Below are 15,768 nucleotides of genomic sequence, written 5' to 3'. Positions count from 1 at the left end.
TATTTGTCACCACATATCCACAACCAGCCTGCTAAGGTTGGCAAGCCCGGCTCCGCCACGGATAATGCCCAGTTTTTCCACCCGCGCACCGATGCGCCCGCCGCGCTTGCGGTCGAAAGAGAAGACCATGAAAGACACCATTCGCCAGCTGATCCAACAAGCCCTCACCCAACTCGTCAACGAAGGTGTGTTGCCTGAAGGCCTGTCGCCGGCGATTCAAGTGGAAAACGCCCGCGACAAGACTCACGGCGACTTCGCCAGCAACATCGCGATGATGCTGGCCAAACCGGCCGGGATGAAACCGCGCGATCTGGCGGAAAAAATCATCGCCGCGCTGCCGGCTGACGAGAACGTCACCAAGGCGGAAATCGCCGGCCCGGGCTTCATCAATTTCTTTCAGAACACCCAGGCCCTGGCCAGCCGTCTCGATGCCGCGCTGGCCGACGCCCATATCGGCGTGCGCAAGGCTGGCCCGGCGCAGCGCACCGTGGTCGACCTGTCGGCTCCAAACCTGGCCAAAGAGATGCACGTCGGCCACTTGCGTTCGACCATCATCGGCGATGGTGTGGCCCGCGTCCTCGAATTCCTTGGCGACGAAGTGATCCGCCAGAACCACGTCGGTGACTGGGGCACGCAGTTCGGCATGCTCATGGCGTACCTGCAGGAAAACCCGATCACCAGCGACGAGCTGTCCGATCTGGAAAACTTCTACCGGGCCGCCAAACAGCGTTTCGACGAGTCCGCAGAATTTGCCGACCGCGCCCGCGGTCTGGTGGTCAAGCTGCAGGCCGGCGATGCCGAGTGCCTGGCGCTGTGGACCCGCTTCAAGGACATCTCGCTGTCGCACTGTCAGAAGATCTACGAACTGCTCAACGTCAAACTGACCATGGCCGACGTGATGGGCGAAAGCGCCTACAACGATGACCTGATCAATGTGGTCAACGACTTGAAAGCCGCGGGCATGCTGGTCGAGAGCAACGGCGCCCAGTGCGTGTTCCTCGACGAGTTCAAGAATGCCGATGGCGATCCGCTGCCGGTGATCATCGTCAAGGCGGATGGCGGTTATCTGTACGCCACCACCGACCTCGCTGCCGTGCGCTACCGCAGTGGCAAGCTGAAAGCCGATCGTGCGCTGTACTTCGTCGATCAGCGCCAGGCCCTGCACTTTCAGCAAGTCTTCGCCGTGGCGCGCAAGGCCGGTTTCGTCACCCATCCGATGGAAATGGAACACATGGGTTTCGGCACCATGAACGGCGCAGATGGCCGTCCGTTCAAGACCCGTGACGGCGGCACTGTGAAGCTGATCGACCTGCTGACCGAAGCGCAGGAACGTGCCTACAACCTGGTCAAGGAGAAAAACCCGGAGCTTGCCGAAGACGAATTGCGCAACATCGCCAAGGTCGTCGGCATCGGCGCGGTGAAATACGCTGACCTGTCCAAGCACCGCACCAGCGACTACAGCTTCAACTTCGACCTGATGCTGAATTTCGAAGGCAACACCGCGCCGTACCTGCTGTATGCCTACACCCGCGTCGCCGGTGTGTTCCGCAAGCTCGGCAAGGATTTCAGCGAAGTCGACGGCCAGATCGCCCTCGAAGCGGCGCATGAACAGGAACTGGCGGCGAAACTGGCGCAGTTCGGTGAAGTGCTCAACAACGTGTCCGACAAAGGCACGCCGCACATTCTCTGCACTTACCTGTACGACGTCGCTGGCCTGTTCTCCAGCTTCTACGAGAACTGCCCGATCCTCGCCGCCGAGACCCCGGCCCAGATGCAGAGCCGTCTGCGTCTGGCCGCGCTGACCGGTCGCATCCTCAAGCAAGGCCTGGAGCTGTTGGGTCTGGAAACTCTGGAGCGTATGTAAGTTGGCTGCCAAGAAAAAACCTGCACCCAAGCGCGGCGCGAGCCGCTATCAGGCTCCGGCCAAGCAACCGATTCCCGGCTGGCTGTGGATGGCCATCGGCCTGACGGTCGGTGCATTCATCGTGTTTTTGATGAAGCTGGAGCCGGGCAAGGGCAGCGACACGGTCAAGCGTGAGAAGGTCGAGCAGGCGCAACAGCAGAAAGCGACGAAGATCGCCGAAGCCAACAAGACCCCGCCGAGCCCGACGCAACCGGTCAAGCCGAAGTACGACTTCTACACGCTGCTGCCGGAATCGGAAGTGATCGTGCCGCCGGATGCCGTTCCGGAGAAGACCCTGCCGACGCCACAAGTGCCGGCCATCCCGACCACGCCGGTCACCCCGGCGGAAGCGGCGAAGATCGACACCGCGCGCGCTCAGGCCGCACTGGCCGGGATTACTCCGCCACCCGCGCCACCGGTTAGCAAAGCGGCGCCGGTGACCAGGTTCTTCCTGCAGGCCGGCTCGTTCCGCAAGGAGACGGACGCTGACAAGGTGCGTGCGCAGATCATTCTGCTCGGCCAGGCGGTGGCGGTTGAATCCGGCACGGTAAAAGACGAAACCTGGTACCGCGTTCTGGTCGGCCCGTTCAGCAACCGTGAACAACTGACCACCGCGCAGAAACAACTGGCCGGCGCCGGCTTCAGCAACCTGCTGTTACAACAACGCCAGAGCCGCTGATCCAGACAGATTCACCGCGTCGCCAATATTCGCGAGCAGGCTCGCTCCCACAGGAACAGCGCATATCCTGTGGGAGCGAGCCTGCTCGCGAAGGCGCCATCACCAGCACTACATAATTCTGATCTGCGCTGCGCCGTTCGTCCCTCCGCACCCTCCCCGGTTGAAATCCCTTCCAGCACCCCCATATGAATGGGCATAAGGCACTTTCGCCCCGCTGTGTGGAGACTCTTCCCTTGACCACCATCGTTTCAGTCCGCCGTCACGGCAAAGTCGTCATGGGCGGCGACGGCCAGGTTTCTCTCGGCAATACCGTGATGAAAGGCAACGCGAAAAAAGTCCGTCGCCTGTACCACGGCCAGGTCATCGCCGGTTTTGCCGGTGCCACCGCCGACGCCTTTACGCTCTTCGAACGTTTCGAAGGCCAGCTGGAAAAACATCAGGGCCACTTGATCCGCGCCGCCGTCGAACTCGCCAAAGAGTGGCGCACCGACCGTTCCCTGAGCCGCCTCGAAGCGATGCTCGCGGTCGCCAACAAGGACGCCTCGCTGATCATCACCGGCAACGGTGACGTGGTCGAACCCGAAGATGGCCTGATCGCCATGGGTTCCGGCGGTGCTTTCGCCCAGGCCGCAGCCAGCGCCCTGCTGAAAAAGACCGACCTGTCGGCCCGCGAGATCGTCGAGACTGCACTCGGCATCGCCGGCGACATCTGTGTATTCACCAACCACACCCAGACCATTGAGGAGCAGGATCTCGCCGAATAAGCCTGTCGCGGCCTGTGTGCCACGGCTTGTTTGTGCTTGAGGACCGTCAACCATTATGTCCATGACTCCCCGCGAAATCGTCCACGAACTCAATCGCCATATCATCGGCCAGGACGATGCCAAGCGCGCCGTCGCGATTGCCCTGCGCAACCGCTGGCGCCGCATGCAGCTGCCTGAAGAGCTGCGCGTTGAAGTGACGCCGAAGAACATCCTGATGATCGGCCCGACCGGTGTCGGTAAAACCGAGATCGCCCGTCGTTTGGCAAAACTGGCCAACGCGCCGTTCATCAAAGTCGAAGCGACCAAATTCACCGAGGTCGGCTACGTCGGCCGTGACGTCGAGTCGATCATCCGTGATCTGGCTGACGCGGCGATCAAGATGCTCCGCGAGCAGGAAATGACCCGCGTGCGCCACCGTGCCGAGGACGCTGCCGAGGATCGTATTCTCGATGCACTGCTGCCGCCGGCCCGCATGGGCTTCAGCAATGAAGAAGCACCGGCCAGCGATTCCAATACCCGTCAGCTGTTCCGCAAGCGTCTGCGCGAAGGTCAGCTGGACGACAAGGAAATCGAGATCGAAGTCGCCGAAGTGTCCGGCATTGAAATCGCCACGCCGCCGGGCATGGAAGAGATGACCAACCAGTTGCAGTCCTTGTTTGCCAACATGGGCAAGGGCAAGAAGAAGTCGCGCAAGCTCAAGGTCAAGGAAGCGCTGAAACTGGTGCGCGACGAAGAAGCCGGGCGTCTGGTCAACGAAGAAGAACTCAAGGCCAAGGCGCTGGAAGCGGTCGAGCAGCACGGCATCGTGTTCATCGACGAGATCGACAAAGTCGCCAAGCGCGGTAACGTCGGCGGCGCCGATGTCTCCCGTGAAGGCGTGCAGCGCGACCTGCTGCCGCTGATCGAAGGCTGCACCGTCAACACCAAGCTGGGCATGGTCAAGACTGACCACATCCTGTTCATCGCCTCCGGTGCGTTCCACCTGAGCAAGCCGAGCGATCTGGTGCCGGAACTGCAAGGCCGTCTGCCGATCCGCGTCGAACTCAAGGCGCTGAGCCCGGAAGACTTCGAGCGCATTCTCAGCGAACCGCACGCTTCGCTCACCGAGCAATACTGCGCGTTGCTGAAAACCGAGGGGCTGCATATCCAGTTCCAGCCGGAAGGCATCAAGCGTCTGGCGGAAATCGCCTGGCAGGTCAACGAAAAGACCGAGAACATCGGTGCCCGTCGCCTGCACACGTTGCTTGAACGTCTGCTCGAAGAGGTGTCGTTCAGTGCCGGCGATCTGGCCAGCGCTCACGACGACAAGCCGATTCTGATCGACGCCGAATACGTCAACAGCCACCTCGGCGAATTGGCGCAGAACGAGGACCTGTCCCGCTACATTCTGTAAAGCGGCAAGCTACAAGCTACGCGCGGCAAGCTGAGTTAAGCTTGCCGCTTGTAGCTCGCAGCTGAAGGCTTCTCCTATGATTCCTACCGACATCAAACTGCACAAAGCCTCGAAAACCCTGACGCTGACCTACGCGTCCGGCGAAGAATTCACCCTGCCCGCAGAATTTCTGCGCGTGCATTCCCCCTCCGCCGAGGTCCAGGGCCACGGCAAACCGATCCTGCAATTCGGCAAGCTCAACGTTGGCTTGAGCAAACTGGAACAGGCCGGCAACTACGCACTGAAACTGACCTTCGATGACGGTCATGACAGCGGTTTGTTCACTTGGGAATACCTCTACGAACTTGGCAAACGCCAGAAAGAACTCTGGGACGATTATCTCGCCGAGTTGCGTGCCGCCGGAAAAACCCGCGATCCGAACGAGTCGTTCGTCAAGCTGATGCTCTAGCCCGAGCCTTGCGCTCATTAGAAGGCATTTTCTAACTTCATCTGTTTGAATGCTCCGCTGTATGGCCGAGGATCGGCCTGCTTGCGAAAAAAATTAAACTCGGGTAACCAATGGAGCTGGCAAGTTCCCTGCAATGCTCTACGACTGTAAAGCAGCTATGCAGAATCAACGGTCACCCGAGCAGTAGTACCTGGCATTGGCTGTGGAACTGCACAGCCGCAAACCGGGTACTCGTCTCAGGACAATGGAGCGTCGTAGATGAGTAACAAGAATAACGATGACCTGAAGTATCAAGCCTCGGAAAACACCCTGGGGCTTAATCCCGTCGTTGGGCTGCGCGGAAAGGATCTGCTGGCCTCTGCTCGGATGGTGCTGAAACAGGCCATCAAACAACCGATCCATAGTGTCAAACACGTGACCCATTTCGGCCTCGAGCTGAAGAACGTGCTGTTCGGCAAATCCGAACTGCAACCGGCCGGTGACGACCGTCGCTTTGCCGATCCGGCGTGGAGCCAGAACCCGCTCTACAAACGATATCTGCAAACCTATCTGGCCTGGCGCAAGGAACTCCACGCCTGGATCGATGACAGCAGCCTGACTCCCAAAGACATCGCCCGTGGCCATTTTGTCATCAACCTGATGACCGAAGCCATGGCGCCAACCAACACCGCGGCCAACCCGGCAGCGGTCAAGCGTTTCTTCGAAACCGGCGGCAAGAGCCTGCTCGATGGCCTCTCGCATCTGGCCAAGGATCTGGTGCACAACGGCGGCATGCCGAGCCAGGTCAACATGGGTGCGTTCGAGGTCGGCAAGAGCCTCGGCGTGACCGAAGGCGCGGTGGTGTTTCGCAACGATGTGCTGGAGCTGATCCAGTACCGGCCAATCACCGAGCAGGTCCATGAACGGCCCTTGCTGGTGGTGCCGCCGCAGATCAACAAATTCTACGTATTCGATTTGAGCCCGGACAAGAGCCTGGCGCGTTTCTGCCTGCGCAATAACGTGCCGACGTTCATCATCAGTTGGCGCAACCCGACCAAGGCCCAGCGTGAGTGGGGTTTGTCGACCTACATCGAGGCGCTGAAAGAAGCGGTCGACGTGGTCACCGCGATCACCGGCAGCAAAGACGTGAACATGCTCGGCGCCTGCTCCGGCGGCATCACCTGCACCGCCCTGCTCGGCCACTACGCGGCACTCGGCGAGAACAAGGTCAACGCCCTCACCCTGCTGGTCAGCGTGCTCGACACCACCCTGGACAGCGACGTCGCCCTGTTCGTCGATGAGCAGACCCTGGAGACCGCCAAGCGCCACTCCTACCAGGCTGGCGTGCTGGAGGGAAAAGACATGGCCAAGGTCTTCGCCTGGATGCGCCCCAACGACCTGATCTGGAACTACTGGGTCAACAACTACCTGCTCGGCAACGAGCCGCCGGTGTTCGACATTCTGTTCTGGAACAACGACACCACGCGCTTGCCCGCCGCGTTCCACGGTGACCTGATCGAGATGTTCAAAAACAATCCACTGATCCGCCCCAACGCACTGGAAGTGTGCGGCACGCCGATCGACCTCAAGCAGGTCACCGCCGACATCTTCTCGCTGGCCGGCACCAACGACCACATCACCCCGTGGAAGTCCTGCTACAAGTCGGCGCAGCTGTTCGGCGGAAAAGTTGAATTCGTGTTGTCGAGCAGCGGCCATATCCAGAGCATTCTCAATCCGCCGGGCAATCCGAAATCGCGCTACATGACCAGTGAAGAAATGGCCGCCAATGCCGATGAATGGCAAGAGAACTCGACCAAGCACACCGATTCCTGGTGGCTGCATTGGCAGGCGTGGCTGGCCGAGCGCTCGGGCAACCTGAAAAAGGCCCCGGTGAAACTGGGCAACAAGGCGTATCCGGCGGGCGAGGCTGCGCCGGGCACCTACGTTCATGAAAGATAGCGGCAAGCCACAAGCGACAAGCCACAAGCTGAGCGGGTTCTGCTTGAAGCTTGCGGCTTGCAGCTGCTCCCAACTGACCCGAAGGGTTTGACCCATGCCGCAACCGTTCATATTCCGCACCGTCGATCTGGATGGCCAGACCCTCCGCACGGCGGTGCGTCCCGGCAAGCCGCACTTGACGCCGCTGCTGATTTTCAACGGCATCGGCGCCAACCTGGAGCTGGTATTTCCGTTCGTCGCGGCGCTGGACCCGGACCTGGAAGTGATCGCCTTCGACGTTCCCGGAGTCGGCGGTTCCTCGACGCCGAACCGGCCGTATCGCTTTCCCGGGCTGGCCAAGCTGACGGCGCGGATGCTCGACTACCTCGACTACGGTCAGGTCAATGTCATCGGCGTGTCGTGGGGTGGCGCACTGGCGCAGCAGTTCGCCTACGACTATCCCGAGCGCTGCAAGAAGCTGGTACTGGCGGCCACCGCTGCCGGTGCGGTGATGGTGCCGGGCAAACCGAAAGTGCTGTGGATGATGGCCAGTCCGCGGCGCTACATTCAGCCGTCCCACGTCATTCGCATCGCGCCGATGATCTACGGCGGCTCGTTCCGGCGCGACCCGACGCTGGCGGCCAGCCATGCGGCGAAAGTGCGTTCGGCGGGCAAGCTCGGTTACTACTGGCAACTGTTCGCCGGCCTCGGCTGGACCAGCATTCACTGGCTGCACAAGATCCATCAGCCGACGCTGGTGCTGGCCGGCGATGACGACCCGCTGATCCCGTTGATCAACATGCGCGTGCTCGCCTGGCGCATTCCCAATGCGCAGTTGCACATCATCGATGACGGCCATCTGTTCCTGATCACCCGCGCCGAAGCCGTGGCGCCGATCATCATGAAATTCCTCCAGGAGGAACGTCAGCGCGCCGTCATGCACCCGCATCCGACCCCGCTCGGCGGCTGAACGCAGCGGCAGGCTTTATGCAGGGCTTTACCCATGAGTGCGCGGCAGGACGCCGCGCAGGCAGCAACCCGTAACAGCGTCTATGGTGTTCTGGTTCGGTGAGTTTGTTTTTGCCCTGAAGACGAAGGAGTGTTGAGTCATGCGCGACAAACCAGCGACGGGCGTGGTGCCCAGCCCCGCCGTGTTTATCAACGCACAAAGTGCGATCACCGGCCTGCGCGGTCGCGACCTGCTCTCGACCCTGCGCAGCGTCGCCGCCCATGGCCTGCGCAACCCGGTCCACACGGCAAGGCATGCCTTGAAACTGGGCGGCCAACTGGGCCGCGTACTGCTCGGCGAAACCGTGCACCCGACCCATCCGAACGACAGCCGTTTTGCCGATCCGGCGTGGAGCCTCAACCCGTTCTATCGGCGCAGCCTGCAGGCTTATCTGGCCTGGCAGAAGCAGGTCAAGAGCTGGATCGACGACAGCGACATGAGCCCCGAAGACCGCGCCCGCGCGCAATTCGTCTTCACCTTGCTCAACGACGCCGTGGCACCGTCCAACACGCTGCTCAATCCGCTGGCAGTCAAAGAGCTGTTCAATTCCGGCGGCCACAGCCTGGTGCGCGGCCTCAGCCATCTGTTCGACGATCTGCTGCACAACGACGGCCTGCCACGCCAGGTGACACGACAGGCATTCGAAGTCGGCAAGACCGTCGCCACCACCACCGGCTCGGTGGTGTTTCGCAACGAAATGCTCGAACTGATCCAGTACCGGCCCATGAGCGAAAAGCAATACGCCAAGCCGCTGCTGGTGGTGCCACCGCAAATCAACAAGTACTACATTTTCGACCTGAGCCCGCACAACAGCTTCGTCCAGTACGCGCTGAAAAACGGCTTGCAGACCTTCATGATCAGTTGGCGCAACCCGGATGTGCGCCATCGCGAATGGGGCCTGTCGAGCTACGTCGAGGCTGTGGAAGAAGCGATGAACATCTGCCGGGCGATCACCGGCGCCCGCGAGGTCAACCTGATGGGCGCCTGCGCCGGCGGCCTGACCATCGCGGCGCTGCAAGGGCATCTGCAGGCCAAGCGGCAGCTGCGACGTGTCGCCAGCGCGACCTATCTGGTCAGCCTGCTCGACAGCCAGATCGAAACCCCGGCGACGCTGTTCGTCGATGAACAGACCCTCGAAGCGGCCAAGCGGCGTTCGTATCAGCAGGGCGTGCTCGACGGTCGCGACATGGCCAAAGTCTTCGCCTGGATGCGCCCCAACGATTTGATCTGGAGTTACTTCGTCAACAACTACCTGCTGGGCAAGGAGCCGCCCGCCTTCGACATTCTCTACTGGAACAACGACAACACGCGCCTGCCGGCGGCATTGCACGGCGATCTGCTGGATTTCTTCAAGCACAACCCGCTGACCCATCCTGGCGGGCTGGAAGTCTGCGGCACGCCGATCGATTTGCAGAAAGTCACCGTCGACAGTTTCAGCGTGGCCGGCATGAACGACCACATCACGCCGTGGGACGCGGTGTATCGCTCGACCCTGCTGCTGGGCGGCGACAAGCGCTTCGTGCTGTCCAACAGCGGCCACGTACAAAGCATCCTCAACCCGCCGAGCAACCCAAAAGCCAACTACGTCGAAAACGCCCGGATGAGCAGCGACCCGCGCGCCTGGTACTACGACGCCAAACGTGTCGACGGCAGTTGGTGGCCGCAGTGGCTGGAGTGGATTCAACAGCGCTCGGGCGCGCAGCACGAAACCCGCATGGCCCTCGGCAACCCCAACTATCCGCCGATGGAGGCAGCACCCGGTACTTACGTGCGAGTGCGCTGACGTTCAACGACAATTTTCTAAGAAGACTGGATGAAAACCCGCGACCGGATTCTCGAATGTGCGCTGCACCTGTTCAACGAAAAGGGCGAACCGAACGTTTCGACCATGGAGGTCGCCAATGAAATGGGGATCAGCCCCGGCAACCTCTACTACCACTTCCACGGCAAGGAACCGCTGATCCTCGGCTTGTTCGAACGCTTCCAGCAGGAACTGGCGCCGCTGCTTGATCCACCGTCGGATGTCGAGCTGGCGCCGGAGGATTATTGGTTGTTTCTGCACCTGATCGTCGAACGCCTGGCGCAATACCGGTTCCTGTTCCAGGACCTGTCGAACCTCGCCGGGCGCCTGCCGAAACTGGCCAAGGGCATACGTCATCTGCTCAACGCGCTGAAACGCACGCTGGCTTCATTGCTGGCGCGGTTGAAGGCAGCGGGGCAACTGGTCAGCGATACGCAGGCATTGGGACAACTGGTGGAGCAGATCACCCTGACGCTGCTGTTTTCCCTGGATTACCAGCGGATTCTCGATCGTGAGGGCGAGGTGCGGTTGGTGGTGTACCAGATCATGATGCTGGTGGCGCCGCATTTGTTGCCGCCGGTGAAAGTGGCCACGGAGCGAATGGCGCTGCAATACCTTGAGGATCACGATTGAACCAGACTCTACAGGGTGACCCCACTCCCCTGTGGGAGCTAGCCTGCTAGCGATTAAGCCGGCACATTCAAAACAAGTGCTGACTGACCCACCGCTATCGCTAGCAGGCTAGCTCCCACAGGGTTCTGCGGTGTTTGTAGAAGGAATGCACAAACAAAAACGCCCGACCTCCACAGGCCGGGCGTTTTGTTTTGCCCTGATGAATCAGGACTGACTGGATGGCGTCGACGGGGTCGATGCTGCAGTCGGGGTGGCTGTTGCCGTGGGTGCCGCAGCGGAGTTTGCCGCGTTGGTCGGAGCGGTTGGAGCAGTCGATGCCGCAGCGGCCGGTTTCGGCGCAGTGGCTTTCGGTGCGGCCGCTTTTTTCACCGCAGGCTTTTTCGCCGCAGCCGGTTTGGCCGTAGGCTTCGCAGCTGGCTTGGCGGCAGCGGTTTTTGCAGCTGGTTTGGCCGCAGGTTTCGCTGCCGCTTTAACCGCAGGTTTGGCTGCCGGTTTGGCGGAAGCTTTAGCCGCTGGCTTGGCGGCGGCCGTTTTCGCGGCTGGTTTGGCGGCGGCTTTCGCTGCCGGTTTGGCCGCCGCTTTGGCCAGTGGCTTGGCCGCGGTTTTCGCCGCAGGCTTGGCCGCTGCAGTCTTGGCTGCCGGTTTCGCCGCAGCGGTTTTCGCCGCTACAGGCTGGGCTTTCAGACCGGTGAGTTTTTCGATCTGTCTGGTCAGCGTATCGACCTTGGCGTTGAGCGCCTTGACCTCATTGCGGCTTGGCACACCGAGGCGTGAAATCGCGCTGTTCAGGCGCTTGTCGAAAGCCCCTTCGAGCTCGTCCCACTTGCCCATGGCGCGGTCTTTCACGCCGCTGATGCGCGACTTCGCCGAAGAGGTCGAGTCCTCGACTTTTTTGCCGACCGCAGACTTGGTGAGCTTCTCGGCTTTCTCGCCGTCTTTGACCAATGTGTCGAAGAGCTTGCTGCCGTCAGTGTCGATCTTCGAGTACACGCCTAAACCCGCCAGCCAGATTTTGCGGGAGTACGACTCGACCTTCCCGACCCACGAGCTGCTTTCTTTATCGGTGTTCTTTTTACCAGCCATCCCGTTCTCCTTAAGATTTACGCGCGACGCGTTCGAGCAATGCCGTCAGCTCATCGAGCTTAGCAGAGAGTGTCTCAACGTCATGTTTAGACGGAATGCCGATGCGATTCAAGGCGCTTGCTACGCGGCTGTCGAAGGCCTTCTCGACCTTGTCCAGCTGAACTTCGACGCGACCTTTGAAAGAGCTGACTTGAGTGGCGGCCTCGTCGATCTCGACATTGGCCGCGACGAGTTTTTCGGTGACTGCCTTTTTGCCTTTCTTTTCAACGATTTGACCGGCTTCGATCAGCTCTTGAAAGTACTCGCTACCCTCTTGTCCGACCTTGGCGTAGGCACCCAGGCCAGCCAGCCAGATCTTGCGGGCATAGGACCTGACGTCGCTCAGCGTCGAAGTCGGAGCGTCGATTTTTTTCTTCAAAATAACTTTGGCCATGGTGCACCTCACGCGCAGAAGGTTTGAGGAACTGCCCGGACGGGTGTCGGGCTCAGGCACAAAGTAGGTAGAAAAATTAGAAAGGGCACCCTAACAACTGACATCAATCCTTGCCCACACCGCATACAAATGTGGGAGCCAGCCTGCTGGCGATTGCGGTATGTCAGTCACATAAAGGCTGACTGACCAGACGCTATCGCCAGCAGGCTGGCTCCCACAGGGGGATAGGGTTCGACAAGGAATCAGGCCAGCGCTTTGTCGAGGGCCTTTTCGATCTCGGCTTTGATCATACCGCTCATGGCCGACATCATCAGGCCCAGTTCGACGTCGACCTTGATCGAATCGTCCGCCACGTGCACGGCACCTTTCACGCCCGAGCGCTTGAGGTTCAGGGTGTCGCCGGACCACTGCGGCTCCAGACCGTATTGTTCATTGAGCTTTTGGGCCAGTTTGTCGGCCTTCTCGCGGGCGGCTTCCTTGCCCAGGGTGTGGGCACGCTCAACACTGATTTTGGCCATCGAATGACTCCTGATAGATGAAGGTGTGTCGGTAGATCTTGACCGCCACTGCGGCAAATCGTCCCGAAGGTGGCCCATCTTACCTTTAGCCATTCGAAGACAAAGCATGGCTTGGGGATTAGAATGTCGCGCATTCTCTTTTGGTGACAGCGATATGACTGATCAGCGCAAAGGCAGCGATGCCGAACCCACCACTCACTTCGGCTTCAAAAACGTTCCGGAAAGCCAGAAAGCGGAAAAAGTCGCTGAGGTTTTCCACTCGGTAGCCGCCAAATACGACCTGATGAACGACCTTCTGTCGGGCGGCATGCACCGTCTGTGGAAGCGCTTCGCGATCGAACTGTCCGGCGTGCGCAGCGGTAACCGCGTGCTCGACATCGCCGGCGGCACCGGTGACCTGACCCGCAAATTCTCGCACCTGGTCGGCCCGACCGGTCAGGTGGTGCTGGCCGACATCAACGAATCGATGCTCAAGGTCGGTCGTGACCGTCTGCTGGATCTGGGGGTTGCCGGCAACGTCGAGTTCGTTCAGGCGGACGCGGAAAAACTGCCGTTCCCGGACAACCATTTCGACTGCGTGACCATCGCCTTCGGTCTGCGCAACGTGACGCACAAAGAGGACGCCCTGCGTTCGATGCTGCGCGTGCTCAAGCCCGGCGGCCGTCTGCTGGTGCTGGAGTTCTCCAAGCCGACCAACTCGCTGATGTCGAAAGCCTACGACGCCTATTCGTTCGCCTTCATGCCGCTGATGGGCAAGCTGATCACCAATGACTCGGAAAGCTATCGCTACCTGGCCGAATCGATCCGCATGCACCCGAATCAGGAAACCCTGAAGTCGATGATGGTCGAGGCCGGTTTCGACCGCGTGACCTATCACAACATGACCGCAGGCATCGTTGCCCTGCACCGCGGCATCAAGCCCTGATGTTGCTCACCGGGCTGCTCGCCAGCGTTGAACTCGGCCTCAACCGGGTGCTGCGTCTCGACAGCACGGCGCTGCCGCGGCTGGCGCATTTGACCGGCAAGGTGATTGCCGTCGACTGCCGCAGCCCGGCATTGCAATTGTTCATTCTGCCCAGTGACGAAGGCTTGATGCTTGCTTCGCAGTGGGCAGCCGGCGTCGACTGCACCCTGCGTGCGCCGGCTTCAAGCCTGGTCAAACTGGTCTTGAGCAAAGACAAGACCGCTGTGCTGCACGCGCCGGAAGTCGAGCTCGACGGCGACAGCGGCGTGCTGCTGGAATTGGCTGGTGTGCTGCAGGATCTCGAGCTGGACTGGGAGTACGAACTCTCGCGCTGGCTCGGCCCGGTTGCCACGCAACTGCTCGGCGGCCACCTGCGCAGCCGCGCGCGCTGGTATCAGCAAGGATTTGCCAGCCTCAACCAGAACCTCGCCGAATACCTCGCCGAAGAATCACGCACCCTCGTCGGGCAGCGCGAAGCCGAAGCGCGGTTCAGCGAACTGGACCGGATCAAACTTGATCTGGAACGACTCGAGGCGCGTTTCGAGCGCCTTTCCCGATCCCTCGACCCAAGCGATAACGCATGAAGCTGCTTGCCGTCCGCCGTCTGTTGCGCATCCAGCGCGTCGTGATCCGCTACCGCCTCGATGACCTGCTGTTCGCCCTGCCGCTGCCCTGGTTTCTCCTGGCGTTGCGCTTTGTGCTGCCGTGGCGCTGGTTGCCGCGCAAACGCCTGGAGCTGAGCCGCGGCGCGTGCCTGCGTCTGGCGTTGCAGGATCTGGGGCCGATCTTCATCAAGTTCGGGCAGATTCTTTCGACCCGCCGCGACCTGCTGCCCGAAGACATCGCCGATGAGCTGATGCTGCTGCAGGACCGGGTCCCGCCGTTCGATTCGCAGCTGTCGGTCAAGCTCATCGAAGAACAGCTGGGCAAGAAGATCAGCGAAGTGTTCAGCCGTTTCGACGTCGAGCCGCTGGCCTCGGCTTCGGTGGCGCAGGTGCATGCCGCGCAGTTGAAGTCCGGTGAAGAAGTGGTGGTGAAGGTAATCCGTCCGGGTCTGAAACCGATCATCGCGCAGGATCTGGCGTGGCTGTTCATCCTCGCCCGCGCCGCCGAAAAACTCTCGGCCGACGCGCGTCTGCTGCACCCGGTCGACGTAGTGCTGGATTACGAAAAAACCATTTACGACGAACTCGACCTGCTGCGCGAGGCGGCCAACGCCAGCCAGCTGCGGCGCAATTTTGAAGGCTCGTCACTGCTTTATGTGCCGCAAGTCTACTGGGACTGGTGCCGGCCGAAAGTGCTGGTGATGGAGCGTATCTACGGCATCCAGGTCACCGATCTGGCGACCCTTGCCGACCAGCGCACCGACATGAAAATGCTCGCCGAGCGTGGCGTGGAGATCTTCTTCACCCAAGTGTTTCGCGACAGCTTTTTCCACGCCGACATGCACCCGGGCAACATCTTCGTCAGCACCGTCAACCCGTGGAGTCCGCAATACATCGCGATCGACTGCGGCATCGTCGGCAGCCTGACCCCGGAAGACCAGGATTACCTGGCGCGCAACCTGTTTGCCTTCTTCAAGCGTGATTACCGTCGCGTGGCACAACTGCACATCGATTCGGGCTGGGTGCCGGCGGAAACCAAACTCAACGAATTCGAAGCGGCGATCCGCACAGTGTGCGAACCGATCTTCGAAAAACCGTTAAAAGATATTTCATTCGGTCAGGTGCTGATGCGCCTGTTCCAGACGGCGCGACGCTTCAACATGGAAGTGCAGCCGCAGCTGGTACTGTTGCAAAAGACCCTGCTCAACATCGAAGGCCTCGGGCGTCAGCTATATCCGGATCTGGATCTGTGGAACACCGCGCAGCCGTTCCTCGAACGCTGGATGCGCGAGCGTGTCAGCCCGAAAGCCTTGCTGGGCAACGTGCAGAGCCAGTTCGAACAGATTCCGCACCTGGCCAACATGGCCCGCGACCTGCTCGAACGCATGTCGCAGCCGCACGCCAACGACCCGCCGCCGCCATGGCATCGACGCAAGGATGACTGGTTCCTGCGCCTGCTCGGTTGCGCGCATCTTGCCGGCGGAGCAATCCTCGCCGCTGGCGGCCCACTTACCGATTGGGCGCACTGGCCAGCGGCAATCATGGCGGCTGTCGGCTTGTATCTGGTCGTTCGCCGATAGCACGATTGAGCTGCAAGTTATAAGCTGCAAGCCTCAAG

16 protein-coding genes are annotated in these 15,768 nt (G+C 60.7%); 12 read left to right on the top strand and 4 right to left on the bottom strand.

Going from position 1 to position 15,768, the window contains the following annotated elements; genetic code table 11:
• Positions 1 to 6: 6 nt before the first annotated feature.
• Positions 7 to 129 carry a hypothetical protein gene (locus BLU52_RS27075; protein ID WP_269458355.1) on the bottom strand — a complete coding sequence of 41 codons (123 nt, stop codon included), beginning with the start codon at positions 127 to 129 and terminating at the stop codon, positions 7 to 9.
• Here BLU52_RS27075 and argS point away from each other — a divergent pair.
• The 9 genes from argS (at position 128) to BLU52_RS00410 (ending at position 10,547) form a co-directional block, all read left to right on the top strand.
• Positions 128 to 1,864 carry an arginine--tRNA ligase gene (gene argS, locus BLU52_RS00450; protein ID WP_090280400.1) on the top strand — a complete coding sequence of 579 codons (1,737 nt, stop codon included), beginning with the start codon at positions 128 to 130 and terminating at the stop codon, positions 1,862 to 1,864. The genes BLU52_RS27075 and argS overlap by 2 nt on opposite strands.
• Position 1,865: 1 nt before the next feature.
• The gene (locus tag BLU52_RS00445) at positions 1,866 to 2,582 is read left to right on the top strand and encodes an SPOR domain-containing protein (RefSeq protein ID WP_090280395.1); all 717 of its coding nucleotides are present in this window, start codon (positions 1,866 to 1,868) and stop codon (positions 2,580 to 2,582) included.
• Positions 2,583 to 2,815: 233 nt separating this feature from the next.
• Positions 2,816 to 3,346, top strand: coding sequence for an ATP-dependent protease subunit HslV (gene hslV / locus BLU52_RS00440; protein WP_090280391.1), 531 nt, complete (start codon positions 2,816 to 2,818; stop codon positions 3,344 to 3,346).
• A 55-nt stretch (positions 3,347 to 3,401) separates the two neighbouring features.
• Positions 3,402 to 4,739, top strand: coding sequence for an ATP-dependent protease ATPase subunit HslU (hslU, locus tag BLU52_RS00435; RefSeq protein WP_090280386.1), 1,338 nt, complete (start codon positions 3,402 to 3,404; stop codon positions 4,737 to 4,739).
• Between the two features lie 76 nt (positions 4,740 to 4,815).
• Positions 4,816 to 5,187 (top strand): gamma-butyrobetaine hydroxylase-like domain-containing protein, encoded by a 372-nt coding sequence (locus tag BLU52_RS00430; RefSeq protein ID WP_090280380.1) that lies wholly within the window; start codon positions 4,816 to 4,818, stop codon positions 5,185 to 5,187.
• A 258-nt stretch (positions 5,188 to 5,445) separates the two neighbouring features.
• A complete protein-coding gene (phaC, locus tag BLU52_RS00425; protein WP_090280378.1) occupies positions 5,446 to 7,125 on the top strand; it encodes a class II poly(R)-hydroxyalkanoic acid synthase in 1,680 nt (559 codons plus the stop codon).
• A gap of 94 nt (positions 7,126 to 7,219) precedes the next feature.
• On the top strand, positions 7,220 to 8,074 hold the full coding sequence (gene phaZ, locus BLU52_RS00420; protein WP_090280374.1) for a poly(3-hydroxyalkanoate) depolymerase: 855 nt from the start codon (positions 7,220 to 7,222) through the stop codon (positions 8,072 to 8,074).
• A 139-nt stretch (positions 8,075 to 8,213) separates the two neighbouring features.
• Positions 8,214 to 9,896, top strand: coding sequence for a class II poly(R)-hydroxyalkanoic acid synthase (phaC, locus tag BLU52_RS00415; protein WP_090280371.1), 1,683 nt, complete (start codon positions 8,214 to 8,216; stop codon positions 9,894 to 9,896).
• Positions 9,897 to 9,926: 30 nt separating this feature from the next.
• Entirely contained in the window at positions 9,927 to 10,547 is a 621-nt protein-coding gene (locus BLU52_RS00410; RefSeq protein ID WP_090280368.1) for a TetR/AcrR family transcriptional regulator, read from the top strand.
• A gap of 204 nt (positions 10,548 to 10,751) precedes the next feature.
• Here BLU52_RS00410 and BLU52_RS00405 read toward each other — a convergent pair whose 3' ends face one another.
• The 3 genes from BLU52_RS00405 to BLU52_RS00395 form a co-directional block, all read right to left on the bottom strand.
• Positions 10,752 to 11,630 carry a phasin family protein gene (locus BLU52_RS00405; protein ID WP_090280365.1) on the bottom strand — a complete coding sequence of 293 codons (879 nt, stop codon included), beginning with the start codon at positions 11,628 to 11,630 and terminating at the stop codon, positions 10,752 to 10,754.
• A 10-nt stretch (positions 11,631 to 11,640) separates the two neighbouring features.
• A complete protein-coding gene (locus BLU52_RS00400; protein WP_090280363.1) occupies positions 11,641 to 12,063 on the bottom strand; it encodes a phasin family protein in 423 nt (140 codons plus the stop codon).
• Positions 12,064 to 12,305: 242 nt separating this feature from the next.
• Positions 12,306 to 12,581: a polyhydroxyalkanoic acid system family protein gene (locus BLU52_RS00395; protein ID WP_090280360.1), complete on the bottom strand. Its 276-nt coding sequence runs from the start codon at positions 12,579 to 12,581 to the stop codon at positions 12,306 to 12,308.
• A gap of 154 nt (positions 12,582 to 12,735) precedes the next feature.
• Between BLU52_RS00395 and ubiE the strand changes: the two genes are divergently transcribed.
• Genes ubiE through ubiB form a run of 3 tightly spaced genes read left to right on the top strand, consistent with a single transcriptional unit; the run spans position 12,736 to position 15,730 of the window.
• Positions 12,736 to 13,506 (top strand): bifunctional demethylmenaquinone methyltransferase/2-methoxy-6-polyprenyl-1,4-benzoquinol methylase UbiE, encoded by a 771-nt coding sequence (gene ubiE / locus BLU52_RS00390; RefSeq protein WP_090280356.1) that lies wholly within the window; start codon positions 12,736 to 12,738, stop codon positions 13,504 to 13,506.
• A complete protein-coding gene (locus BLU52_RS00385; RefSeq protein WP_090280353.1) occupies positions 13,506 to 14,129 on the top strand; it encodes a ubiquinone biosynthesis accessory factor UbiJ in 624 nt (207 codons plus the stop codon). The genes ubiE and BLU52_RS00385 overlap by 1 nt, the downstream gene beginning before the upstream one ends.
• Entirely contained in the window at positions 14,126 to 15,730 is a 1,605-nt protein-coding gene (gene ubiB / locus BLU52_RS00380) for a ubiquinone biosynthesis regulatory protein kinase UbiB (RefSeq protein ID WP_090280349.1), read from the top strand. The genes BLU52_RS00385 and ubiB overlap by 4 nt, the downstream gene beginning before the upstream one ends.
• The last annotated feature ends 38 nt before the right edge of the window (positions 15,731 to 15,768 follow it).

Source organism: Pseudomonas granadensis, assembly GCF_900105485.1.
Lineage (GTDB): Bacteria > Pseudomonadota > Gammaproteobacteria > Pseudomonadales > Pseudomonadaceae > Aquipseudomonas > Aquipseudomonas granadensis.
The sequence above is the reverse complement of the archived record's forward strand: the minus strand, read 5'-3'. Positions and strand labels throughout refer to the sequence as shown.